The sequence below is a fragment of the Neorhizobium lilium genome (genome assembly GCF_004053875.1).
Taxonomy (GTDB): Bacteria; Pseudomonadota; Alphaproteobacteria; order Rhizobiales; family Rhizobiaceae; genus Neorhizobium; species Neorhizobium lilii.
The window spans coordinates 167,799-191,782 of the sequence record NZ_SBIP01000001.1; the positions used below are offsets into that span (position 1 = coordinate 167,799).

General features: G+C 59.2%; 19 protein-coding genes. 8 read left to right on the forward strand and 11 right to left on the reverse strand.

Translation table 11 applies throughout. The features are described 5' to 3' along the window. Positions 1-42 precede the first annotated feature (42 nt). Positions 43-1,329, forward strand: a complete 1,287-nt coding sequence (locus tag EPK99_RS00760; RefSeq protein ID WP_425374171.1) for a DUF4910 domain-containing protein — start codon at positions 43-45, stop codon at positions 1,327-1,329. Here the strand turns inward: EPK99_RS00760 and rfbC are convergent. Continuing rightward, on the reverse strand, positions 1,309-1,866 hold the full coding sequence (gene rfbC, locus EPK99_RS00765; protein WP_128440734.1) for a dTDP-4-dehydrorhamnose 3,5-epimerase: 558 nt from the start codon (positions 1,864-1,866) through the stop codon (positions 1,309-1,311). The genes EPK99_RS00760 and rfbC overlap by 21 nt on opposite strands. Before the next feature lie 303 nt (positions 1,867-2,169). On the opposite strand from rfbC, the gene EPK99_RS00770 reads away from it, so the two are divergent. From EPK99_RS00770 to EPK99_RS00800, 7 genes are all read left to right on the forward strand, one after another. Continuing rightward, the gene (locus EPK99_RS00770) at positions 2,170-3,462 is read left to right on the forward strand and encodes a class I SAM-dependent methyltransferase (protein ID WP_128440735.1); all 1,293 of its coding nucleotides are present in this window, start codon (positions 2,170-2,172) and stop codon (positions 3,460-3,462) included. Further along, positions 3,459-4,271: a glucose-1-phosphate cytidylyltransferase gene (locus EPK99_RS00775; RefSeq protein WP_128440736.1), complete on the forward strand. Its 813-nt coding sequence runs from the start codon at positions 3,459-3,461 to the stop codon at positions 4,269-4,271. Before EPK99_RS00770 ends, EPK99_RS00775 begins: the two co-directional genes overlap by 4 nt. Then, positions 4,268-4,921, forward strand: a complete 654-nt coding sequence (locus EPK99_RS00780; RefSeq protein WP_164901658.1) for a PIG-L deacetylase family protein — start codon at positions 4,268-4,270, stop codon at positions 4,919-4,921. Before EPK99_RS00775 ends, EPK99_RS00780 begins: the two co-directional genes overlap by 4 nt. 76 nt (positions 4,922-4,997) lie before the next feature. Further along, positions 4,998-5,699 carry a response regulator transcription factor gene (locus EPK99_RS00785; protein ID WP_128440737.1) on the forward strand — a complete coding sequence of 234 codons (702 nt, stop codon included), beginning with the start codon at positions 4,998-5,000 and terminating at the stop codon, positions 5,697-5,699. A 146-nt stretch (positions 5,700-5,845) separates the two neighbouring features. Beyond that, a complete protein-coding gene (locus tag EPK99_RS00790; RefSeq protein WP_128440738.1) occupies positions 5,846-8,002 on the forward strand; it encodes a GumC family protein in 2,157 nt (718 codons plus the stop codon). Positions 8,003-8,004: 2 nt separating this feature from the next. Beyond that, positions 8,005-9,261, forward strand: a complete 1,257-nt coding sequence (locus EPK99_RS00795) for a polysaccharide biosynthesis/export family protein (protein ID WP_128440739.1) — start codon at positions 8,005-8,007, stop codon at positions 9,259-9,261. Between the two features lie 92 nt (positions 9,262-9,353). Next, positions 9,354-9,635: a hypothetical protein gene (locus tag EPK99_RS00800; protein WP_128440740.1), complete on the forward strand. Its 282-nt coding sequence runs from the start codon at positions 9,354-9,356 to the stop codon at positions 9,633-9,635. A gap of 10 nt (positions 9,636-9,645) precedes the next feature. Here EPK99_RS00800 and EPK99_RS00805 read toward each other — a convergent pair whose 3' ends face one another. The 10 genes from EPK99_RS00805 to EPK99_RS00850 form a co-directional block, all read right to left on the reverse strand. After that, positions 9,646-12,060 carry a glycosyl hydrolase family 28-related protein gene (locus EPK99_RS00805; RefSeq protein WP_128440741.1) on the reverse strand — a complete coding sequence of 805 codons (2,415 nt, stop codon included), beginning with the start codon at positions 12,058-12,060 and terminating at the stop codon, positions 9,646-9,648. Positions 12,061-12,449: 389 nt separating this feature from the next. Then, a complete protein-coding gene (locus tag EPK99_RS00810; RefSeq protein ID WP_425374172.1) occupies positions 12,450-13,451 on the reverse strand; it encodes a GDP-L-fucose synthase family protein in 1,002 nt (333 codons plus the stop codon). 180 nt (positions 13,452-13,631) lie between these two features. Further along, entirely contained in the window at positions 13,632-14,336 is a 705-nt protein-coding gene (locus EPK99_RS00815) for a response regulator transcription factor (protein WP_128440743.1), read from the reverse strand. Further along, positions 14,333-17,038 (reverse strand): sensor histidine kinase, encoded by a 2,706-nt coding sequence (locus EPK99_RS00820; protein WP_128440744.1) that lies wholly within the window; start codon positions 17,036-17,038, stop codon positions 14,333-14,335. Before EPK99_RS00820 ends, EPK99_RS00815 begins: the two co-directional genes overlap by 4 nt. A gap of 121 nt (positions 17,039-17,159) precedes the next feature. Next, complete coding sequence (gene kdpC / locus EPK99_RS00825) at positions 17,160-17,732, reverse strand: potassium-transporting ATPase subunit KdpC (RefSeq protein WP_128440745.1); 573 nt, start codon at positions 17,730-17,732, stop codon at positions 17,160-17,162. Between the two features lie 11 nt (positions 17,733-17,743). Beyond that, positions 17,744-19,831 carry a potassium-transporting ATPase subunit KdpB gene (gene kdpB / locus EPK99_RS00830; protein ID WP_128440746.1) on the reverse strand — a complete coding sequence of 696 codons (2,088 nt, stop codon included), beginning with the start codon at positions 19,829-19,831 and terminating at the stop codon, positions 17,744-17,746. 224 nt (positions 19,832-20,055) lie between these two features. Beyond that, positions 20,056-21,759 carry a potassium-transporting ATPase subunit KdpA gene (kdpA, locus tag EPK99_RS00835; protein ID WP_128440747.1) on the reverse strand — a complete coding sequence of 568 codons (1,704 nt, stop codon included), beginning with the start codon at positions 21,757-21,759 and terminating at the stop codon, positions 20,056-20,058. A gap of 33 nt (positions 21,760-21,792) precedes the next feature. Further along, positions 21,793-21,882, reverse strand: coding sequence for a K(+)-transporting ATPase subunit F (locus EPK99_RS00840; protein WP_128440748.1), 90 nt, complete (start codon positions 21,880-21,882; stop codon positions 21,793-21,795). A gap of 275 nt (positions 21,883-22,157) precedes the next feature. Further along, the gene (locus tag EPK99_RS00845) at positions 22,158-22,856 is read right to left on the reverse strand and encodes a DUF72 domain-containing protein (protein WP_128440749.1); all 699 of its coding nucleotides are present in this window, start codon (positions 22,854-22,856) and stop codon (positions 22,158-22,160) included. 81 nt (positions 22,857-22,937) lie between these two features. Continuing rightward, on the reverse strand, positions 22,938-23,960 hold the full coding sequence (locus EPK99_RS00850) for a LacI family DNA-binding transcriptional regulator (RefSeq protein WP_128440750.1): 1,023 nt from the start codon (positions 23,958-23,960) through the stop codon (positions 22,938-22,940). Positions 23,961-23,984: the final 24 nt, after the last annotated feature.

A 23,984-nucleotide genomic window follows, 5' to 3' on the forward strand; every position in this document is an offset into this window, starting at 1 on the left:
GACGCAACCGAGGCATCACCTCTCCCGCAAGACGACCTCGTGATGGGAAATGCAATCTACCGGCTTGCCTGTAGATTGTTTCCGCTCTGCCGCAGCATCACAGGCCAAGGGGTGCGAGAAACGATCGGCATCCTCGGCGACTATATCGCTATCGAGCGTCATGACGTTCCAAGCGGTACACGGGTGTTCGACTGGACGATACCTGACGAATGGATCGTGCGGGGCGCCTGGGTAAAGGACCCTTCCGGGCGTAAGGTCATCGACTTCGAGAAATCGAACCTCCACCTTCTGAACTACAGCATTCCCGTCCGTCGAGTCATGCCGCTGGCCGAACTCAAGGCGCATATCTTCACCCTACCTGCGCAGCCGGACCTTATCCCCTACAAGACGGCCTATTACACCGATGCCTGGGGCTTCTGCATGGCTCATGCCGAACTCATGAAGCTTGCCGAGGGCGAATACGAGATCTGCATCGACACAGAAAAGACAGCAGGCCATCTCTCCTATGGAGAATACCTACACACCGGCACCAGCGGCAAGGAGGTTCTCCTCTACGCCCATATCTGCCACCCGTCGCTTGCAAACGACAATTGTTCAGGCTTGGCATTGCTGACGTGCCTCGCGGCCTACATGAAATCAAGAAAGACGTATTACAGCTACCGCTTTGTCTTCGCGCCCGGAACGATCGGCTCGCTGACTTGGCTGGCGCGGAACGAGCACCGCCTCGCCACCATTGCACAGGGCTTCGTGGTCTCTTGCGTGGGCGACGGAGGAGGTCCCAACTACAAGCGAAGCCGCCGCGGAAACGCCTTGATAGACCGGATCGCCGCCTGCACACGCTGCGGTCCGGACCAAAAACCATTGAACATCGCCGACTTCAGCCCGTACGGCTATGACGAGCGGCAGTTCTGCTCGCCCGGCTTCGATCTGCCCGTCGGATTGCTACAAAGAAGCGCCTTCGGCACTTTTCCAGAATATCACACCTCTGCGGACAATCTCGACTTCATCAGACCGGAACATCTGGGAAGCTCGTTCCGGATGGTCAAAGACATAATCGACGGCCTGGAAAGTAACTGGACGCCGCTGAACCTGTCTCCCAAAGGAGAGCCGCAGCTTAGCAAATATGGTCTGTTTCCAACAATCGGCGGGCATAAGGTCAACACCGACCGCACCATGGCCTATCTGTGGATACTCAACCTTGCCGACCGCAGCAATTCCCTGCTGGACATTGCCGAACGGTCAGGAATGCCATTTGCAGAGATCGCCGCCGCCGCCGCCGATCTTGAGAAAGCCGGCCTAGTGGAAAATCTAGGTTTCGGCGAAAGGTAATGCAGCCGCATCCTGCCACGCCGGCCAGGCGAGATCCCGATCCGAGATGACCGATGGGATTGCAGGCCACTCGATCCCCACCGCTGGATCATCATAGCGCATCCCATGCGCGCTGCCTGGCGCATAGGGAGCGGAAATGAGGTATGAAACGGCGACATCGTCCGTCATCGACTGAAAACCGTGAGCACAGTTTTCCGGGATATAGAATTGTTTCCCGTTTTCTGCAGTCAGCAATGCAGCCACCCAGTGTAGATAGGTGGGCGATTCCGTCCGCAGATCAACCACAACGTCCCAGATCGCTCCCCGGACACAGGAAACGACCTTGGCTTCCTGATGCGGTGCCTTTTGGAAATGAAGGCCACGCAGCGTGTGCTTCATCGTCGACATGGAAATGCTGTGCTGGGGGAACTCCGTAACCAGCCCCTGACTATAAAACTCCTGCTTGCAAAACGTTCTTGCGAAGGAACCTCGAAGATCTACAAACCGCTCCGGCTCTATGATCCAGAGCTGATCTATTTCTGTCTCGGAAAAACGCATAGCCGTCTCCAAACTTGACACACCACCGCTTGCTGACTGAGTATCGGATATGTTGGCCGGAAGGCAAACACGTATCTAAGTTGCATATCCGAAGGAATTTTAGCGGAAATGCGTCAAAATATACTCTCAAGTTGTAATTTAGATGGAGTTCGGTTGAAATGGAGATGAATTACTACTTTATGTACCGCTAAAGGATGATGCCAGGCCCAGAAGAAGATCTCCCTCATCCCTTCATTTCGTAATAGATTGTCAACTAATCATTACTCATCGCGGGGATGGGGCCAGACAACCGGGGGACGTATTATGAACACCCAAATCGACCTTGGGCTCGATCCAGTCGGCGTGCGCCCAATCGGGTTATGCCGGCTGTGCGGTACGTCGCTCGAACATACGTTTGTGGACCTTGGGATGTCCCCACCCTGCGAGAGCTTCGTTCCCGCGACAAGCATGGGCAATATGGAAGCTTATTACCCCCTTCGCGCCTTCGTCTGCAGCGAGTGCTTGTTGGTTCAACTTCCCGAACATGTTACTCCCGAAAACATCTTCGAAGAATATGCGTATTTCTCTTCCTACTCGGACAGCTGGGTCGCACACGCAAAACTTTATTGCGACGCAGTGACCGAGCGCTTCGCATTGGGCGCAGACAGCTTCGTCGTCGAAATTGCAAGCAATGACGGATATCTGCTCCAGCATTTCCTTTATACCAACATCGAGATCCTGGGGATAGAACCGGCGATCAATGTTGCAAAAGTCGCTGTGGAAAAAGGCATCCCCACGATAACGGATTTCTTCTGCACGACACTTGCGGCCGATCTGGCCTCGGACGGCAGGCAGGCTGATCTGATCATCGGCAACAATGTTCTCGCTCAGGTTCCGAACCTCAACGATTTTATTTCCGGGTTAAAGATCCTGCTGAAACCCGCCGGCGTTATAACGCTCGAATTTCCCCATATCGAGAAGCTGATAGCGGAAAACCAGTTCGACACCATCTACCACGAACATTTCTCCTACTTCTCTTTGATAACCATCGAAACAATGGCGCAGCGTCATGGCCTTGTGGTGTTTGACGTCGAAGAACTGCCCACCCATGGCGGCTCCCTGCGCGTCTATCTTACGCATAGCGCCGGTCCGCATGGGCGCAACATCAGCGTAGACTTGCTCCTGGAACGGGAGCGGGTCGCGAAGCTCGATCGCATCGAGACCTATACGGCTTTCGGTGAAAGCGTCCGCCGCACGAAGCGGAATCTTCTATCCTTCCTCATTGACCTCAAGAAGCAGCACAAATCCATATGTGCCTATGGCGCTCCGGGAAAAGGTAATACCCTGCTCAACTACTGCGGCATCGGGCCGGACTTCATCGACTTCGCGGTCGACCGCAATCCATACAAGCATGGGCGGTTTACCCCCGGCATGCACATCCCCATCCGGCCGGTCGGCGAAATAGAACGAACCAGGCCGGACTACGTGCTCATTCTGCCATGGAACCTGAAAAACGAAATCGTCGAACAAATGAAGCAGATCGGCGAATGGGGCGGCAAATTCGTGCTTCCCATTCCCGAGGTGCTCGTCATCGATCCGAAGGAGGCTGCGATATGAAAGTCGTCCTGTTCTGCGGTGGCAGGGGAACCCGCATACGTGAGTATTCGGAAAGCGTACCGAAACCTCTGATCCCGCTTGGCTCACAGCCCATCATGCGCCACGTCATGCAATACTATTCGAGTTACGGCCATGACGACTTCATTCTGTGCCTCGGTTACAAGGCGCATGTCATCAAAGAATTCTTTCTCAACAGCAGGCCTGAAACCTATCGCGACTGCGTCGTGTCGGGCTCTGGACGTGTCGAGATGCTGGATGACCTGCCAAAGGACTGGCGGGTATCCCTTATCGACACCGGCATATGGCGCAACATCGGCGAGCGTCTATGGGCGGTGCGCGATCACCTGAAGAACGAGGAGATCTTCCTTGCGAATTATAGCGACGGCCTGACGGACGTCGACCTCGACGACATGGTCGAACGCTTCGAAAAGAGCGGCAAGATCGCATGCTTCCTCGCCGTCCGACCGCCCCTCACCTACCATCTTGCGGATGTGGATGAAGATGGCAACGTCCTGGAATTTCGATCCTCGGAAACCTCCAACATGCTGATCAACGGCGGCTTCTTCATCATGCGTCGGGAGATTTTCGACTATATGCGAGAAGGAGAGGAGCTGGTGCTCGAACCCTTTACCAGGTTGATCGCCGAGAACAAGCTGCTGGCCTACAAGCATGATGGCTTCTGGCGCTCCATGGACACGTTGCGGGACTGGCAGACCCTGGAGGCCATGGTCGAACGGGGTGACATGCCCTGGGTGAACCAACGCGCACCAGTACACCAAAATGCTCCTGCCGCGGCGCAGCTGCCATGAGAAAACTGTCCTTGGCCGCACCGGGCGATCGTCTTTCACTGCTTTGCCTCGGGGCGCATTCCGACGACATCGAAATCGGCCTGGGGGGGACCATCCTGAGATGGATCGGCGAAGGCAAACAGCTGGACGTCTATTGGTGCGTGGCGAGCGCCGGCAATGAGCGGGCCGCCGAAGCCCGTGCGTCCGCCGAGGCCTTCTTGGAAAAGGCAGCATCCTATTCAATCGAGATCGGAGCTTTCCAGGACAGTTATTTTCCTGTTCAAAGCCGGGAGATCAAGGCCTGGTTGCTGGCATTGCGCGACAAGGTCGATCCGGACGTTATCTTTACGCACAGCCGCGAAGATGCTCATCAGGACCATCGCGAGCTGAGCAAGCTGACGTCCAACGTCTTCCGAAATCATCTGATCATGGAATACGAGATCCCGAAATGGGACGGGGATCTCGGCACCCGCAACACCTATGTGCCGCTCAGCGAAGAGGCGCTGGCCGCCAAGGTGGCGCTTCTTCTCAAGCACTTCGGTACGCAGAGATCGAAGGATTGGTTCGACAAGGACACGTTTCAGGGCCTGGCCCGTCTGCGTGGAATGGAATGCCGCGCCCCGGCACGCTTTGCCGAGGCCTTCACAGTTCGAAAATTTCTTCTGGCGTGATTGGGAAGGAAAACTGCAAGTCGGAATATATGACGTTTAGCTGAACTTCGTGTGTCATAGTTGAGGAGTTGTGCCGATGGTTGACGGCAACAGTGCATATAATCTCCACGAGATCGGCCCCTCGCTCCACGCGGACGGCGGCTATGTGGCTCTTATCGATCGCCGAATGCTGGAGCGGGAGTGCCTCGCCCACAGCCTTAATTACCATAAGATCAACAGGCGCGTTCTGACGTTTTCCGACCTGCGTGACTGGCAGGACGCAAGGGACGTCATCGGCATTCCTTCGGCAGTGCTTTTCAACACCGGAAGCTACGCGCCGGGTGAGATCAACGGCGAAATCGAACGCCTGATCACAGCGGTAGCGCCCGCCGCCGTGGTGGTTCTGTCCGACAATCAGGACCTCAACTCCATCCTCGATACGATCGCACTCGGAGTGCGGGGGTATATACCGAGCTCCGTGAACATCGACATCTGCATCCAGGCAATCAGCCTTGCTATCGCGGGGGGCAGGTTCATTCCGGCCAGCAGCGTCCTGGGAATAAGCGAGCTTCTCGGCCTGTCGTCGCACAGGTCTGCTCCCGCCGCCAAATTGACAAATCGGCAGTCTGCCATCGCTGAAGCATTGCGCAGGGGGAAGGCCAACAAGGATATCGCTTCGGAGCTCAATCTCTGCGAGAGCACGATCAAAGTTCACATTCGCAACATCATGCGAAAGCTGGGCGCTACCAACCGAACCGAGGTCGCCTGCAGGATGGGTGGCGGGATGTTCGAGCACTAGAGCGTGTGGCGCAAAACCGTGCAGCGGCTTGCGCCACCGACATCCACCAAAACAAAGACCTGAAGCGCGGCAAGCGAATCCGATTTACCTCGACGCGCTTAAAGCAGCCTCACCCCTTCAAAGTATCGCTGGCAGCAGGGACACCAATGATCCATTCTTCGTCACTTTCAGGCGAGCATGACGGCGTGCCCCGCATGTTGTCCATCATGTACGAGCGCCGACATGCAATCTTCCTTTGCACGGTCGCAAGCTGCGTCATCGCCGCCATAGGCTATGCGCAGAGCCCGACGCAGTACAAGTCTGAGGCTATCCTTGCGCTCGATGTCAGAAAGCTTCAGGCCTTGCCGACCGAATCCGTCGTTTCGCCTCTGCCGCAGGAAAGCCCGGTATTGCGGACCGAACTGGACATCATCGGCTCCAGGTCCATGGCCGAACGGGTGCTGATGAACATCCAGAAGGCGGCAAGGGTCAGCGGCCAGCAAGCCAAGTTCGACCGCTTCTACAGTGATACGAGCCCCAATCGGGTTGCCGAAACGTCCAAACTCGTCAGCGATCTCATGAAGAATGTGCGCGTGATGAATGATGGAAGGTCCTATACGATATACATCTCGTATTACGCCAGCGACCCGATATACGCGGCGACCGTCGCGAACGCGTTCGGGGAAGCCTATCTCGACTACCAGATCGACCTCCAGACGACAGCGACGCGCCGGGTTGCCGAATGGCTGGGGGATCGGCTTGGCGACCTGCGCGCCAAGCTCGAGGAATCCGAAAGACAGGTCAGCGAATTCCGCGAGAAGTCCGGTCTTATCGACTCCGGTGGGATGCCCTTGCAGGCACAACGGCTGTCGGGGCTGAATGTGGAACTGACCGCACTGCAGGCCAAACTGGCAGGCGCGAAGGCAAGGCTCGCCACCGCACTTGAAGTGCAGCAGAACGGCGACGAACTGGGGCTGACGGAGGTTCTGTCATCGCCCGCAATCCAGCTGCTACGGGCCGAACAGTCCCGGGTTCTTCGCGGCATCCAGGAGATGGACGGGAACGGCGCCCGCATGAACCCGCAACTTCCGCAGCTGATGTCGCAACTCGATTCCTTGAAAGTGCAAATTAAGCAGGAGATTTCGCAGGTAATCGCGAGCCTGCGCAACGAGATTGGCGTGACCGAGAAGCAACGGCTGGAAGTCGAGGCTGATCTCCAGCGCGTACAACAGGCGATATCATCGGCAAACATGGCCGTGGTCCAGTCCGCCCAACTGGACCGGGAAGCGGCAGCCAATCGCTCCATCTACGAAACATATCTGGCCCGCTACAAACAAACGATCGAACAGGATGGCATCGCTACCGCCGAGGCCCGCATCATCTCGCGCGCAATGCCCAGTTCCAAACCCACCAGCCCGGATAAACTCGTGTGGAGCCTTCTTGCTCTCGTCTTAAGCTGCTGCACCGGCTTTGCAGCCGCACTGATCCTGCATTACACCGATACGTCGATCGGTTCGATCACGACACTCCAGCGAAAGACCGGCCTGCCCGTCATCGCCCGCATACCACGGACACCTGTTACAGCACTGCGGAGCGGCACCGGAATCTTCAGTGGCGGTGCGGCGGCCATGTACGGCGCATTTGCCGACCTTCAGACCTATATCCAGATTGCGGAAAGCAAGGTCAAAGTCATCGCGTTTACCTCCTCGACTGACCGGGAGGGCACGACTTTCGTAGTCGCCAACCTCGCGCGCTCGCTCGCCTTGAGCGGCGTGAAGCTGGTTGTCATAGACGCCAATTTGAGAAACCCTGGCATTGGTTCCGAATTCGAGGTGCAGCCCACCCATCACCTCGTCAAAGCGGTCAATCGGGAAATCTCTTTCGATGATGTCATTCAGCACGACCGCGCCTCATCCGTGGACGTGGTCATTGCTGAAACGGACGACTCCCCGCCGAACCTGATATTGGGAAGCAAGCGCTTTGCCGCCTTAGTGTCGGAACTCAGGAACCGCTACGAGATCGTGTTGATTGATGCTCCTTCGCTTGGCTACGATCTCGATCTCATGCGGATTGCCAGTCTTGCCGACACGGTCGCGCTTGTGGTCAGGCAGGAGGTCGCCAAGGGGGCCGAAATCCAGAATGCTCTCGTCAAGCTTCGGCTGGCCGGCACGCATATCACGGGCATCATTCTGAACGGAGTCCGCCGTCAAGACCGCCGTCGGAACTCTCGCTGGCTGCCGGTCCTCAAGCGTGAGGCAAAACACCGTTCCCCAAAACCGTCACTCCATCCGGTTCAATCGGTGGTGACACAGAAGGGGGTTTAAGAATGCGCTCCTTCAATCTCCTTTCCATCCTGTTGATCCGATCGGCAGGGATCGCGCTGCTGATTCAGACAATGCTTCCGTTGACCCTCTCTGCGGCGGAGACAACCGCCTACAAGGTCGCGGCCGGGGACGTTCTGTCGGTGTCCGTCTATGGCGATGCAGGTTTGACGGGGCTGTTCACAGTCAGCACCGACGGAACAATTGGCTATCCCTTGTTGGGCAATGTCATTGTCGTTGACAAAACCGTCAATCAGATCGGCAGCGAGATAAGCCGTGACCTGGCCAACTACGTCGTCAACCGTTCAGTAGCTGTTGCCGTCAAGGAATATGCACCGATCTACATCGTGGGCGACGTTCAAAAACCGGGAAAGTACGAATTTCGGCCGGGTATGATCGTCCTAGAACTGTTTGCGCTCGCCGGCGGGCTGCGCGAGACAACCGTTCGGACGGATACATCCGGCATTCAGCTTGTCGCGGCGCAGCAGGAATATGAGGACCTGTCGTTGCAGCTGCTGTCGCAGGATGTCAAGCGCGTGCGCTTGGAGGCGGAGTTGCGAGATACGGCTTTCAACTACAGCAACAACGAGCCTGCTCTGTTGCGGGACCCAGGGACGATAGACAAGATCGTCGGCGCGGAAAGCACGCTTTACCGGCTGCGGCTGTCGGCCATGCAGAACGAAAAGTCGAACCTTGAAGCCCAGCGCCAAAATTTCGTGGAAGAAATCGAGACGCTGGAAAAGGGTAATGCGCTTCGTACCCAGCAGTTTCAGCTGCTCGGGATGGACGTGGACGCCTCAGAAGAGCTCGTCACACGAGGCGCCGCATCACAATCGGCTCTTCGCGAGCGCAAGCGCGAACTCCTGGCTATGAACCAGCAACTCCTGGAATCAAGCTCCTTCCTGGCCCGTGCCGAGCAGAACAAAAACGAGGTCGAACGACGCATTCTGGAGCTTGCGACAAAGCGGCATAACGATGCGGCGACAGAGCTGAGGGACATTGGGTTCGAGATGGCGCGCATCCGGAAGAAGATGTCCTTCAGCCTGCAGACAATGGCCGAAATCGGTGCAAGTGCGCGGCGGGTGAAGAGCCTCGACCAGATGATCCAGACTCGGTTTTCGGTCGTGCGTCAGAGCGGCACCGCCTATGGTGAGACAGATGTCGAGGAGCAGTCCGCGATCGCGGCAGGCGATGTCATTCGCGTCAGCCTCCTTGCCGCCGGTACCCCGGCTCCTCCCCGGTCTCTTTCGGGAGTGAACTAAACGCAACAGCTCCCCACAACAATGCGGGTTGGTTCCTTTGCCTCTCCTGCCGCAAAGAGAATTCCCGGCAGGCCGGGCCAACGGAGGACGAGATGGGATCGGCATTCGCTCCCGTACGCTACACCATGGTGGAAGGTAATCTTATCATCATCGTTGGCGGCAACGACGGTACGCATCCGGTACAGGTGACGCAGGATGCTCTCAGCAGCGTGCTGCCCACCCCAAGCCACGATCCGAACAGCTACGCGGCGAGTATCGACATAATGGTCCGGATCGCGGAGAAGAAGATCACCAACAGGGAAACAGCCTTCGACGGACGAGTTTGGATCACGGCCAACGACGTCAGGGCGTGGCGGGCGTGTGCAGCGAAATAAGGGACGGGTCCTAACGTGGGCCTGTATTGCCGCTGGAAAAGCCGCTCCAAGTCGAACCCAGATCAAGCCATGTGTTTTCCGGGTGTACCGTCACGAAGCCCTTGCTGCCGTCGAAGCTGGCATTGCCGCGGTTGAAGCGGTTACGGTAAAGAACGGTGTTGAAGCGCCTGGACCGTGAAGGCGGTCCCGCCTTGAACGCGCCGTCATACGTCCACATCAAATGATAGGCATCGACAAAGCCGTAGCGAAGGTTATCGAAGCTATTGCGATCGAACACCGTGCCGTTGTAGTCGGCGCCGTTGTTATCCCACGTCTCGTATTCCACACCGATATAGTCGATGTTCGAAAAGACGTTCTTGCGGTAGATATTTCCAAGCCCGCCCCATATGCCTTCGACGCCGGCATCCGCGAATGTCGTGCCGACATAAAGGCCGCTATTGCTGTCGCTCACGCGGTTGTTCGAATATTGAAGAAAATAGGGGCTGAGGCCGGATGCAGATTCGAGCGCTACAGTCATCATACCGTGCCGCATTCGGGAAATGCGGTTACTATCGACCACGACGTCATAGACATTGCCGTAGAGAAGAACGCCGGTGGAGTCGGAGTCGTGACGGTTGTAGCTGTCTCTGCCCTCGAATGTATTGTCATAGATTGCCGCGCGCGACGCGATGGCAGCCAACGCAAAGCGGCTCGTCTTGTCGGGTATGACGTTCCATTTCGCCTCCAGCTTGGCTGTCGTTCCATTGGTCGAGACGATGTGCCGCTGCTGTCCTGCGCCTCGTCCCCCGACGATGACCAGGTCCAGGCCACCCGAGACGGGTTTCAGGAAGCCGGCCGCGGAACGGAATACCACGGCATCTTCGGAGGCGGCAACGAAGTCGTTCTTCAACTGGCTGCCGACGATCTCGAAGCAAATCTGCTCGCCTTTGTTGCAATCGACCTTCCCGCAGTCGTGCGGGGCGGCGCTGCGCGAGACGTTCTTCTCCCAGTACAGATTGCGCATGCTGCCGAAGTGGGACTGACCCACGAAGAACCGCCCGATCCCGTGGCCGTCTTCGCGGCTTTGGTCGGCATCTGCCAGCTCATTGCCGACCATGGCAAAATCCCGGCCTCCCCAAAGGGCAACAACGGATTCACCGTATCCGGTCATGCGGAACTTGTTACCAGTCAGGAAGACCTGGCGGCTTGAGCCATAGAACGAGCCGTTCTCGATGAGTTCAGAGTTTTCGATGAAGAGGCCCGATACGGCCTGAGCATCGAGCGCCGGTGCGCCCCAGGCATCGAGCCTCACATCATCGAGACGGACATTTTTTGCCGAAGACAGATTGAGAAGCGGGGCCAACCCGGTTTTCCTGTCTCCCATCAACGTCATTTTTCGAAACTGAACATCATTGTCTGGACTGATGATCATGCTTTGGCCGATGGGGTGGCCAAGCCGGAGCGTCGTCATGTCCCGCCCCTCTCCTAGCCAGGTCACTCCCCCAGGAGAGTGGAGGGGAGCGGTAATTACATAGGTCCCCGCAGGAAAAAAGACCGTGGCCGGGGCGGATGCCGTGGCCGCATGGAGAGCCTGCATCACGGCCGAGGTGTCGTCTGCCATGCCATTTCCGGTCGCGCCGAAACTCTTCACGTCCAGCACCTTCGCGTCCCGCCCCGCCCATGGCGAATGAGCGAGCACTTCCAGGCTCAGCGGTCCGCTCCAGCCGAACCGTCCGCCATGGCCATTGTGCATCCAGATTTCGTATGAAGCCGGCGGCAAATCCGGAACCTGGAAGCTGACCCTGAACGGATTAACCGAAGCCGGCGTGACATACCAACCCGGCTTGCCCGTCGGCTTGATGTAGATGTGGGACTGGCCGGTGCCACCGGAACGGGAGAGGTTGCGCCCATAGACGGATACGAGCGCGCCCGCCTCAGCCTTGTCGGGGCCGATCCACCAGGCCTCCGTCCGGTTGATCGCCATGGCACGGCCTTGCAAGCCGTTTCGCGCCGGCCATACGAGATACATGGACCAGGGCGGCAAATCTTCCGGAATGAGCATGGTCGCCGCCGTGCCATCCGCCAGGAGCGGTTCCACGCTGCGGACCGAACCTTTTGGCGCATCCCGGCCTTGCGAGAAGATCTCGATCTGAGATGGACGCGTCAGATTGACACCCGTCATGGAGATGACATCGCCTCGATCCGCATTTCTCGAAATCTCCGCAATGGCGGGCGCTTTCGAGCTGACCTTGTAGGACATCGGATGGAAGGCATCCGCGTCAGGCGGCAGGGCAGGCTCTGGAGACGGCACCGAGAATCCAAGAGCGGCAGGATCGAGCTCCACGGATGAGCTCGCCTGACCGGAAGCCGTCCCATCCGATCGAGAAATGCCCAGCGCGACTGACACGAGCAGGGCGCACGGGATGAGATAGGACGATACCTTCATGCCAACGCCTCAAGCCGCGAGGATCTTGAACCAGACCGACAGGGCGGCGAGCCTCGCTCGGTCTTTATTCTTGCTCCACGTCGCCTACGAAACGTTGGCTCTTGGGCAGATCGGCATGCCCTTCAGGCAAGTGCGGAGTCCCTGCGGGATGTGGCTCCGCTGTGCCCGTATGGTCGGAATGTTTTTCCGGAAACACCGATCGCGAGATCCATCCGACGTGTGACGGCGAAGCGATACGGCTTCCTCTTCTCATTTCCCGCCATTCGGTCTCAAGACGAACATATGTTTCCCATGGCATGGTCATGCCTTCGCTCCCTCCCAGGACTGCACGGCCGTCTTTCTTTCAGGTTACGTCAGATCGACCAGCAGAAAATCGCCTCCCGTCCTTGTCACGACATGAGAACGGGATCCTCTTGGCGCTGGCGAGCGGGAGCCTGCCAGCGCTCGTACAGATCGCTTATGCCGCTCTTCAGATGGACGGATGGTCTCCAGCCTTCCGAGGTCAGGCGGGACGTGTTCAAGAGCTTCCTGGGCGCGCCGTCAGGCTTGCTGCTGTCGAATACGATCTCGCCTGCGTAACCCACAATGTTCGCAACAAGGTAGGCAAGATCCCGAATCGAGATTTCGTCGCCGGAGCCTATGTTGGTGACCGGAAGATGATCGTGCCTCTTCATCAAGAAGCAGCATGCATCGGCGAGATCGTCCACATGAAGGAATTCGCGTCTTGGCGTGCCTGTGCCCCACATCTCCACCTTTTCACGGCGCGCGGCTTTGGCTTCGTGGATCTTCCTCAGCATGGCCGGGATGACGTGGGAATTGAATTCATCGAAATTATCGTTCTGCCCGTAAAGATTGGTGGGCATGACCAAAATAGACCGCACTCCGTACTGCTTCGCATAGGCTTCAGCCAGTTTGAGCGCTGCGATCTTTGCGATTGCATAGGCCTCGTTTGTCGGTTCCAGAGGTCCTGTCAGCAATGCGTCCTCATCGATGGGCTGAGTGGCGAATTTCGGATAGATGCAGCTCGAGCCCAGCCACAGGAGCTTTTCAACGCCGATCTCCGCCGCTGTTTTCATGACATTCGTGGCGATCTGAAGATTGGTATAGAGGAAGTCTGCCGGATAGGCGGCGTTCGCGCCAATGCCGCCGACTTTGGCTGCCGCGACACATATGACGTCGGGCCGGGCCGCCTTCATCCACTTCTCGGTATCGGATTGCCGGGTGAGATCGAGTTCGCGGCGCGAGACTTTCAGGATCGTGCAGTCCTCGCGCTCCAACCGGCGGACAAGGGCAGATCCGACCATGCCATTATGGCCGGCGACCCAAACCCGCTTGCCTTTGAATTGGAAAATGTCCTTGTCCGGCCTGCCGTTACGCCCGGTCGCCTCGATGATCAACGTCGTCTTGTCTACCATCATCTCGCTCCAGGCAACTTTGGATCGACCACTTGGCGATCCCCCATGTCTGGAGACTATGAGCAGTTGGCATGAATCGGCAGCTTGCCAAAAAGGAGGGTAAGGAGGTAGCGCCGGCTGCCCCTGCACCACCTTTCGGATGAAACCATTCCAGGATCAATCGGGAGGCTGGTCCGCTTCCACCAGCCGGTAGCCGACGCCGGTTTCCGTCAGGATATAACGTGGCTGGTCAGGTATTGCCTCGATCTTCTGGCGAAGCTGCCGCACATAGACCCGCAGATACTGCACGTCGGTCAGCCCATCCCAGACATGTTCCAACAGGTAGCGGTGGGTCAGCACCTTGCCGGCATGCTGCACGAGAATCCGCAGGATCTCGTATTCCTTCGGCGACAACTTGATTTCCTTGCCGGCCACCTTGACGATCCGCTTGACCAGATCGACGGAAAGCTCGCCCGCATGGAATATCGGCTTCTCTCCCTGCGTCTGCAGACGATGGCGGAGCGCCACCCTTATGCGTGCGACCAGTTCGTTCATGCCGAATGGCTTGGTCAGGTAGTCGTCGGCACCCAGTTCCAGCGCCTTGACGATTCCCGCTTCGTCGGTGCGGCTGGACAGGATCACGATCGGCAGGTCCACCCCTTCCCCGCGCCACTTGGCAAGGAGATCATGCCCGGACATATCGGGCAGGCCGAGGTCGAGAACGACGAGATCCGGGCTGTCCGCGACAAGAAGCTCGATAGCCGTTCGGGCGTTCATCGCCTCGCTCACAGCGAAATCCTGCGCCGCAAGCCCGACACGCAAGAGCTTGCGGATCGGCGGCTCGTCGTCCACGATGAGAACCCGCACGGCGTGATTGGTCATTCTTCCTCTCCCAGTACAGCGGGCTCCGCTGCCTGCGGCAGACGGATCGTGAACACGGCGCCCGAGCGGTCCGACCTGTTTGCGGCACGGATGGTGCCGCCCATGGATTCGACGAAACCGCGGCAGATGGCAAGGCCGAGGCCCGTTCCGGCACGGACATGGTCGCCCTTCTGCACCCGGTAGAAGCTGTCGAAAATGCGCTCCAGATCATCCGGCGGGATGCCCGGCCCCTCGTCCATCACCGAAATGAAGATCGACGTGCCGTGATGCCACCCGCGGATATCGATCACCGTATCGTCCGGCGCATATTTGGCCGCATTGTCGATCAGGTTGAAAAGTACCTGTTCGAACAGAACCGGATCCACCCTTAGCATCGGCAGGTCCGCCGGGATGCTGACACCGAGGCGATGCCCGGCCGTAATCTTGGAGGCCCGACTCAAGGCCGTCCCGAGTACGTCGCTTGCGTAGAGAAATGCGAAATTGGGCCGCATGGCGCCGGAACCGATGCGGGTCATGTCGAGCAGGTTGACGATGAAACGATTGAGCCGCTCCGACTCGTCCACGACCGTCGCAAGCAGATCCTTTCGGGCCTCCTCGGGAAGCTGCGGACCGAGATCCTTCAGCATATCCGCCGAACCCATGATGGCGGCCAGAGGTGTCTTCAGGTCGTGCGAGATCGAGGTGAGCAGCGCTGTCCGCAGCCGGTCCGTCTCTGCGGCAAGCTTGGCCTTGTCCACGTGGGAAACGAGTTCCACCCGCTCGATAGCAAGTGCCGCCTGGTCCGCCAGCGCATCGAATAGCCTCTGCTGTTCCGGCGTCAGCAGAGGCCCCTGCTTGTCGTTGTCGAGACCGATGACGCCAACTGCCTCGCGCCCGGTGCGCAATGGCAGATAGAGGCGCTTTGCCCCCGGCAGAGTATCTGCCGCCCGGCCGGCCGGCCGGTTGTGCTCCCAGGCCCATTTGGCTGCAGCAATATCGGCATCTGCGAGCGTGTCGTCAGGGGGATAGCCCGCCTTGACCACGATCGAGCCATCCTCCGGCAGCAGGATGACCACCCTCACCTTCAGCATCGAGGCGATCTGGAACGCTGTCACCCACAAGACGTCGTCCAGCGTGCCCGTACCCGCCAGCTTCTTGGAGAAGAGGTAGAGATCTTCGGTCGTCCGTGCCCGCTGTCGAGCCGCTGCCGCCTGGCGCTGCACGGCAGCTGTCAGGTTGGAAGCAACGACTGCCACGCCGAGATAGAAGAACAGTGCAACCAGGCTTTCCGGATCCTGGACGGTAAACGTGTAGCGTGGTTCCAGGAAGAAGAAGTTGAAGGAAAGCGCGCCGAGCACGGAGGCAAACAATGCAGGTCCGAGCCCGCCACGCACGGCGGCGGTCAGAACCGCCATCAGGAAGACCAGCGCCAGATTGCGCACGTCCAGCGTCCGGTCAAGCACGGAGCCGAGCAGGACTGCCAGTGCGACGAAAACGGTGCTCTTGAGATAGGGCTTGATCCGAAAGGGCTCCGACTCTGAGGCCGGCTTCAGTCCCCGCCTTGGCTCGTCCTCTGCCGCCGCACCGGAAATCACATGCACGCTGATATCGCCGGCATGGCGGATCAACTCATGGGTGACGGATCCGCGCCACAGTTGCAGCCATCGCGGTTTGCTGGGTCGTCCCACCACGATATGGGTGAAGTTGTTGGCATTCGCGTAGGCGAGTATCTCCCGCGAGGGACGCAGGGCCGGCAACGTCACCGTCTCTGCGCCAAGCTGCTCGGCAAGCCGCATATTGGCCGCCAGCCTGTCCTTGTCCTCGTCCGGCAGGTTTGCCGATTGCGGCGTCTCCAGATGGAGAGCTGCCCAGGGCGCCCTCAACCGATCGGCCTGACGGCGTGCATAGCGAACCAGGCTCGCCCCGTTGCGACCATGATCGAGGCAGACGAGAAGCCTCTCACCTGCCGCCCATGGCCCCGAAATGGCGTGAAGCTGCATGTGGCTTAGCAACTGCTCGTCCACGCGCTGGGCGGTGCGGCGCAGCGCCAGCTCGCGCAAGGCCGTCAGATTGCCGGGCGAGAAATAGTTCTCGATCGCCCGCCGGGCGGTCTGGGGCATGTAGACCTTGCCGTCCTTCAGCCGCTTGATGAGATCGTCCGGCGTAATATCGATGATCTCGACGTCATCGGCACGGTCGATGATGGGGTCCGGCACGGTTTCGCGAACCCGGACCCGCGTTATCTGCGCGACGACGTCGTTGAGGCTCTCCACATGCTGGATGTTCAGCGTGGAATAGACATCGATACCGCGAGCGAGGATTTCCTCCACATCCATGTACCGCTTGGGATGTCGGCTGCCGGCCGCGTTGGTATGCGCCAACTCATCGACCAGCACGAGGGAAGGACGACGCTCAAGGATGCCGTCGATATCCATTTCCTCCAGCACCTGCCCGCGGTAGTCGATCTTGCGTCTGGGGATGATCTCGAAGCCCGCCACCAGCGCTTCCGTCTCCAGGCGCCCATGCGTTTCGACGACGCCGATCACCACGTCCAGGCCGTCGGCCCTGCGGGCGCGACCGGACATCAGCATTTCGTAGGTCTTTCCGACGCCGGGGGCCGCACCGAGAAATATCTTCAGCCGCCCGCGGCCCTCCCGTTCGGCATGCTCCAGAAGTGCATCCGGCGAGGGCCTGTTGTCGGTATCGCGGCTGTCTTCGGGCATGCCTGCTCTTTCATAACCGTAAGTGTTCCGCCCGCCTCACTCGCCTCCGCTTCGCTTGGCCACCCTCTGATCGAGGGGAGAAGGTGGCCCGAAGCGTTGGGCAGAGGGGCCGCTCGGCACTTCACTGCTTGATAGAGGTATCCAGTGCCATGTTCAACGCAAGCACGTTGACGACCGGCTCTCCGAGAAAGCCCAATTCACGGCCTTCGACATGATCATCCACCAAAGCGCGCACAGCATTTTCGTCCATGTTGCGCGCCTTGGCGATGCGCGGCACCTGGAAGAGAGCAGCTTCCGGCGAGATGTGCGGGTCGAGCCCGCTGCCGGAAGCGGTGACCAGATCGGCGGGCACCTCGGCGCCGGGATTGGTCGCCTTGGCCGCTTCATAATCGGACTTTACCCGGTCGATCAGCTTGCCGCTGGTCGGACCGAGATTGGAGCCTGAGGAGGCGGTTGCGTCATAGCCGTTTGCTCCGGCGGCCGAAGGCCTGCCGTGGAAGTATTGCTCACCGGCAAAGGCCTGGCCGATCAGGGATGATCCGACGACCTGTCCGTTCTTCTCGATGAGGCTGCCGTTCGCTTTGGCCGGGAATATGGCCTGTGCCACGCCGGTCATGGCAAACGGGTAGATCAGGCCGGTGATGACGGTTGTTGCGACGATCATGACGATCGCGGGACGAAGTTCTTTCAGCATGACGGGGCTCCTTAAACAAGACCGACGGCAGTGATGGCCATATCGATGGCCTTGATGCCGACAAAGGGAACGATGATGCCGCCGAGGCCGTAGACGAGCAGGTTGCGGGACAGGAGCGCACCGGCTCCGACCGCACGATACTTTACGCCTCTCAGCGAGAGCGGGATGAGCGCGATGATGATCAACGCATTGAAGATGATCGCCGAAAGGATGGCGCTCTGCGGCGTGGCGAGCCCCATGATGTTGAGGACGCCGAGCTGCGGGTAGAAGGCCAGGAACATCGCCGGGATGATGGCGAAATACTTGGCGATATCGTTGGCGATCGAAAATGTTGTGAGCGCGCCGCGGGTCATCAGCAACTGCTTGCCGATTTCGACGATCTCGATGAGTTTGGTCGGGTCGCTGTCCAGATCGACCATGTTGCCGGCCTCGCGGGCGGCCACCGTGCCCGTGTTCATGGCAACGCCCACATCCGCCTGCGCAAGGGCCGGAGCGTCGTTTGTGCCGTCGCCGCACATGGCCACCAGCTTGCCCTTGGCCTGTTCCTCGCGGATCAGCGACAGCTTCATTTCCGGCGTTGCCTGGGCCAGGAAATCGTCGACCCCGGCTTCCGCCGCAATTGCCGCTGCGGTCATCGGGTTGTCGCCGGTGATCATCACCGTGCGGATGCCCATGCGGCGGAGTTCGGAGAACCGCTCGCTGATGCCGCCCTTGACGATGTCCTTGAGCTGGATGATGCCAAGCAGCTTGCCGTCGCGAGCAACGGCGAGCGGGGTTGCTCCGGCCTTGGCGATCTCTTCCGAGATCGCACGCAGTTCACGTACAGTGTCGCTCTCCACGCCAGCAGCGATGGCCACATTTCCCGATACCGGCAGCGAGCCCGAGCTTACATAGGCAAGAACGGCATCAACGGCGCCTTTGCGGATCGAGGAACCTTCCAAATCGACGCCACTCATGCGGGTCTGTGCGGTAAAGGGAATGAAGGTCGCCTGTAGGCTGGCCATGTCGCGGGCGCGGATCGCATATTTTTCCTTGGCCAGCACGGTGATCGATCGGCCTTCCGGCGTCTCGTCAGCGAGCGAAGCAAGCTGTGCCGCGTCTGCGAGTTCCTGTTCCGTGACGCCACGAACAGGCAGGAACGCCGTTGCCTGGCGGTTGCCGAGCGTGATCGTCCCCGTCTTGTCGAGAAGCAGCGTATCGACGTCGCCGGCCGCCTCGACAGCGCGGCCTGACATGGCGAGCACGTTGAACCGCACCAGGCGGTCCATGCCTGCGATACCGATAGCCGACAAAAGCGCGCCGATCGTGGTCGGGATCAACGTCACGAACAGGGCCACCAGCACGATGATCGGGATCGATCCGCCCGCATAGGCGGCGAAGCTCGGAATGGTTGCCGTGGCAAGCACAAAGATCAGCGTCATGCCTGCAAGCAGGATGTTGAGCGCGATCTCGTTCGGTGTCTTCTGGCGTTCCGCGCCTTCGACCAGGGCAATCATCCGATCGATGAAGGTGGAGCCGGCAGCGGCGGTAATGCGCACCCGGATCCAGTCGGACAGAACCTGGGTGCCGCCCGTCACCGCTGAACGGTCGCCGCCCGATTCCCGGATGACCGGTGCCGATTCGCCTGTGATCGCCGCTTCGTTGACCGAAGCGACCCCTTCGATCACCTCGCCATCCGAGGGGATGATATCGCCGGCTTCGACGATGACGACGTCGTTGACCTTGAGGCTGGTGCCGGACACCATCGTATATTTCGCCCGGTCCGAACCGGACAGGAGCTTGGCCTGGGTTTCGGTGCGCGTCTTACGCAACGAGTCGGCCTGCGCCTTGCCGCGGCCTTCGGCAACGGCTTCCGCGAAATTGGCGAACAGCACAGTGAACCAGAGCCAGACATTGATCTGGAACGAGAAGCCGAGATCGCCGCCGCCAGTCAGAAGATCGCGGAGGAAAAGGACGGTGGTGAGGACCGACACTGTCGCCACCACAAACATGACCGGGTTGCGCGCAAGGGCGCGTGGATCGAGTTTGGTAAATGCACCGCCGATGGCGGGAATGAGAATGCGACTATCGAGGATACTCGCGGATTTGGACTGGCTCATGAGAGGCTCCAGTGTTGCCAAGAGGCGACCGACATGCCCTGAAGTCAGGGACACCGGGTCAGCCGTGCAGGATTTCGACGGCGCAGATGATGGCGAAGAAACCCGCCATCATTGCGAGAATTACGTTTGAAGCGCAGCACCACCGGTCTGGCTGGCCGCCTCGCGATCGCGAGGCGGAGCTGGATTGGGGCTGGCGCAGTTCCGGGCTTTTCATGGTGCGGCCCTCAGAAGGTCTGTCCGGCGATCATCACTAGGTGCTCTACCACCGGTCCGAGCGCGAGCGCCGGGAAGAAGGTGAGGCCGCCGACGATCAGGATTGTTCCGACCAGCAGACCGACGAACAGCGGACCGTCCGTCGGGAAAGTGCCGGCTGACGCGGGAACCTTCTTCTTGGTGACCAGCGAACCAGCAATCGCAAGTGCCGGGATGATGACCAGGAAGCGGCCTGCCAGCATGCCGATGCCGAGCGTGATGTTGTACCAGGGGGTATTGCCGGTCAGCCCGCCGAACGCTGAACCGTTATTGGCAGCCGCCGACGTATAGGCATAGAGGATTTCCGAGAAACCATGCGGGCCTGCCGTGCCGATGGAGGCAACGGCGGAGGGCAGCACGGAGGCGACGGCCGCGAAGACGAGCATGGCGAGCGGCAGGCACAATACGGCCAGCACTGCCATCTTCATTTCCTTGGCTTCGATCTTCTTGCCCAGGTATTCGGGTGTACGGCCGACCATCAGGCCCGCCACGAAGACTGCGACTACGATGAACAACACGATGCCGTAGAAGCCCGCACCGACGCCGCCGACGATGACCTCGCCGAGTTGCATGTTGATGAGCGGGATCAAGCCGCCGAGCGCCGTGAACGAGCCGTGCATGGCGTTGACCGCTCCGCAGGAGGCAGCGGTCGTGATGACCGCAAAGAGGGACGACATGGCCGTGCCGAAGCGGACTTCCTTGCCTTCCATATTGCCGCCCTGCAGCCCGAAGGCATGCATCAGCGGATTGCCGGCAGCTTCCGCCCAATATGTGACGGCAACGCCTGCAATAAAGAGAACGCCCATCGCGCCGAGAATGGCCCAGCCCTGGCGCTGGTTTCCGACCATCCGTCCGAAGACGTTGGTAAGCGCAGCACCGATCGCGAAGATGGAAACCATCTGGATGAGGTTCGAGATGGCGTCGGGGTTCTCGAATGGATGAGCCGAGTTGGCGTTGAAGAAGCCGCCGCCGTTCGTGCCGAGCATTTTCACGGCGAGCTGGGAGGCGACCGGGCCGAGCGCGATTGTCTGCTTGGCGCCTTCGAGCGTCGTTGCATCGACGTAGGGCCCGAAGGTCTGCGGCACGCCAAGCCCCACATAGACGAGCGTCAGGACAATGCAGATCGGCAGGAGGATGTAGAGGGTCGAACGGATCATATCGACCCAGAAATTGCCGATCGCCTTGCCCGAGGCGCGCGAAAACGCACGTATCAGCGCAACGGCGATAGCCATGCCGGTCGCCGCAGAGATGAAGTTCTGCACGCTGAGACCCATCATCTGGGTCAGATAGGACATGGTGCTTTCACCGCCGTAGTTCTGCCAGTTGGTATTGGTGACGAAACTGACGGCGGTATTGAAGGAAAGCTCCGGCGGGACGGCAGCCATGCCGGCCGGATTGAGAGGAAGCACTGCCTGCAGGCGCAGGATCGCGTACAGCAGAAGAACGCCGAGCAGGTTGAACATCAGCATGGAGAACGCGTATGCGCTCCAGTGCTGTTCTTCACGTTCGCTGGTTCCGGCAAGCGCGTAAAGTCCTCGTTCCACAGGAGCGAGGACGAAGGAAAGAAAGGTGCGCTCGCCTGAGAAGACTTTCGTCATATAGGCGCCGAGCGGTTTGACGAGCGCAAGCACGATCCCGCAGAAAACAAGGATCTGTAGCCATCCGTTAAGGGTCATGGGAGGAAACTTTCGGGCATCCGGCGGCTTCTGTCAGAAGCGCTCGGGACGGATGAGAGCATAGGTGAGGTAGACGGTCAGGAAGAGGGTGACCGCGCCGCCGAGAATGTAATCGAAGGTCATTGGCCTCTCCCTCACAGCCTGTTGCAGGCGCTGGTATAGGCAAAGCAAAGGCCGAAGAAGGCGACGGCCGCGCCGAGTAAGATGATATCCATCATTGATCAGGACTCCTGAGTTCGTGGAGTCAGGGAAGACGAAGGCGCCGATCAAAATGCGGGCCTTCATGCTTTCTGGCTTCGAGATGCGGGATCTGCATCTAACCAGGCATATGCGCCCGAACGGCATAGGGGATCGAGATTGAGGAAAAAGGAAAGATATAGGAATCCTATAGGAATTTCCTAAAATCGGGTCTTTGAAAGCATTATCAGGGCGTTTTCAATGGCAGCACCCGATGCCGTGTTGTCAAAGACGCACCAGCTGCCTTCAGTGAGCCTTTCGGCAAAAAAGTTGATCTCCTCGTCATCGTAGTTCGAATAATAGATCTTCGGCTTGCCGTGCAGACGGACATAGAGAGGCGGCTCCTGGAATTCCTCCGCTGGCCAAACCGGCGCTGGATCCGCCAGAACCCGCCCGATGCAAAACCGGTCGAGCAAGCCGACCGCGGAATCCGACGCCCAGCTTTTATGCCGGGCTTCCATGACGATCGGGCCGGAATCCACACTCCGCATCACGTCCAACGCGATCGAAATGCCATCCGGATCGAAGGCAAGCGACGGAGGAAGCTGACAAAGCAGGGGACCGCGTTTTCCATCGAGCGGCGCGATGTCCTGAAGGAAACTCTCGAACACGTCCTTGATGTCCACCAGCTTTCGAACGTGGGTGATCTCCTTGGGGATTTTGACGGAGAACCGGAAATCTTCAGGCACGGAGGCCGCCCAGCGGGCGAATGTCGATTGTTTGTGGCGACGATAGAAGGTCGAGTTGATTTCCACACCGTTGAAAATCGAAGCGTAGCGAGAGAGCCCGCTTCCTTCTTCCGGAAAGCTGGCAGCCACTGTTTTGGCAATCGACCAGCCGGCTGTGGTGATGATCGGCAAGGTACAAACTCCTCCGGCTCCCTTACGAAAAGCTACATCACCCGACTGACGAACACGAGAGCATATCTGTTCGGGCGCTGGTTACAGCGGCGAAATGCACGACTGGCGGATATGCAGACGTGTTTCCGTGACGATCCGTTGCGCCGGACTTGACGGATTTGCCAGCCGGTCGAGCAGAAGTCGCCCCGCATTCTCGCCGATGATCACTGGCGCCGTGGACACCGAACTCAAGCGCGGGCGCATGGTTTCAGCATCGGTGACGTCGTCGAAGCCGAGCAGCGAGAAATCCTGGCCCACCTTCAATCCCATGTCGTGCAGTCCGGCGGAAAGACCGAGCGCAAGCACGTCGTTGAAACAGATGACCGCGGTCGGTTTATGCTGTGCCTCGAACAGAAGCGGAGCTGCGGAGGGAATAAGAGAGGTTGCATCAGGAACACGCACGATCATGTTGGCCGCCAAACCTCGCGCATCCATTGCTGTGCGGAACCCATCGACGCGCTCGTGGTAGGCTGAATGGACCGGTCCATGGACGGCGAAAGCTATGGCCCTATGGCCGAGCGAGGCGAGATAATCCACCGCCTGCCGCATACCTCCCTCATAGTCTGCGCCGGCATAATCGGTTTGTGCCGATATGTGCCGCAGCGCCTGCACCACGGGCAACTGCCATTCGAACGCCTGTACCAGAAGATCCGGCTCCGTATCGGCGGCGGGGCAGAGTATTACCCCATCGACGCCGTGTTCGCGCATGCGGCGCATCAGCATGTCCTGGCGGTCCGGCTGATCTCCGCTATTGGCAAGCAAAACCACCATGCCCGCCGAATCGACAATCGCCTCGATGCCGGAAAGAAGCTCTGCAAAGAAGGGATTGGTCAGGTTCGGCACGATGACGCCCACAGTGTGGCTCCGCTCCGCCCGCAGGCGTGCCGCTCCCATATTGTAGACATAGCCGAGGTCGCGCATGACCTGCTCGACCCGCGCACGGGTTTCAGCCCCCACCAGCGCACTCTTGCGGATAACAAGCGATGCGGTTGCCCGCGAGACATTGGCGCTGCGTGCAACGTCAAGAAGCGTAACACGGCTCTTCTTTTTTGCTTCTGGCGGCATGGATTTCACTTGAGCGAAGGCCCC

Excerpts from the sequence above, each read along its gene's own strand:
- EPK99_RS00760 (WP_425374171.1), top strand. The coding sequence starts at position 43 with ATGGGAAATGCAATCTACCGGCTTGCCTGTAGATTGTTTCCGCTCTGC.
- rfbC (WP_128440734.1), bottom strand. The coding sequence starts at position 1,866 with ATGCGTTTTTCCGAGACAGAAATAGATCAGCTCTGGATCATAGAGCCG.
- EPK99_RS00770 (WP_128440735.1), top strand. The coding sequence starts at position 2,170 with ATGAACACCCAAATCGACCTTGGGCTCGATCCAGTCGGCGTGCGCCCA.
- EPK99_RS00775 (WP_128440736.1), top strand. The coding sequence starts at position 3,459 with ATGAAAGTCGTCCTGTTCTGCGGTGGCAGGGGAACCCGCATACGTGAG.
- EPK99_RS00780 (WP_164901658.1), top strand. The coding sequence starts at position 4,268 with ATGAGAAAACTGTCCTTGGCCGCACCGGGCGATCGTCTTTCACTGCTT.
- EPK99_RS00785 (WP_128440737.1), top strand. The coding sequence starts at position 4,998 with ATGGTTGACGGCAACAGTGCATATAATCTCCACGAGATCGGCCCCTCG.
- EPK99_RS00790 (WP_128440738.1), top strand. The coding sequence starts at position 5,846 with ATGATCCATTCTTCGTCACTTTCAGGCGAGCATGACGGCGTGCCCCGC.
- EPK99_RS00795 (WP_128440739.1), top strand. The coding sequence starts at position 8,005 with ATGCGCTCCTTCAATCTCCTTTCCATCCTGTTGATCCGATCGGCAGGG.
- EPK99_RS00800 (WP_128440740.1), top strand. The coding sequence starts at position 9,354 with ATGGGATCGGCATTCGCTCCCGTACGCTACACCATGGTGGAAGGTAAT.
- EPK99_RS00805 (WP_128440741.1), bottom strand. The coding sequence starts at position 12,060 with ATGAAGGTATCGTCCTATCTCATCCCGTGCGCCCTGCTCGTGTCAGTC.
- EPK99_RS00815 (WP_128440743.1), bottom strand. The coding sequence starts at position 14,336 with ATGACCAATCACGCCGTGCGGGTTCTCATCGTGGACGACGAGCCGCCG.
- EPK99_RS00820 (WP_128440744.1), bottom strand. The coding sequence starts at position 17,038 with ATGCCCGAAGACAGCCGCGATACCGACAACAGGCCCTCGCCGGATGCA.
- kdpC (WP_128440745.1), bottom strand. The coding sequence starts at position 17,732 with ATGCTGAAAGAACTTCGTCCCGCGATCGTCATGATCGTCGCAACAACC.
- kdpB (WP_128440746.1), bottom strand. The coding sequence starts at position 19,831 with ATGAGCCAGTCCAAATCCGCGAGTATCCTCGATAGTCGCATTCTCATT.
- kdpA (WP_128440747.1), bottom strand. The coding sequence starts at position 21,759 with ATGACCCTTAACGGATGGCTACAGATCCTTGTTTTCTGCGGGATCGTG.
- EPK99_RS00840 (WP_128440748.1), bottom strand. The coding sequence starts at position 21,882 with ATGACCTTCGATTACATTCTCGGCGGCGCGGTCACCCTCTTCCTGACC.
- EPK99_RS00850 (WP_128440750.1), bottom strand. The coding sequence starts at position 23,960 with ATGCCGCCAGAAGCAAAAAAGAAGAGCCGTGTTACGCTTCTTGACGTT.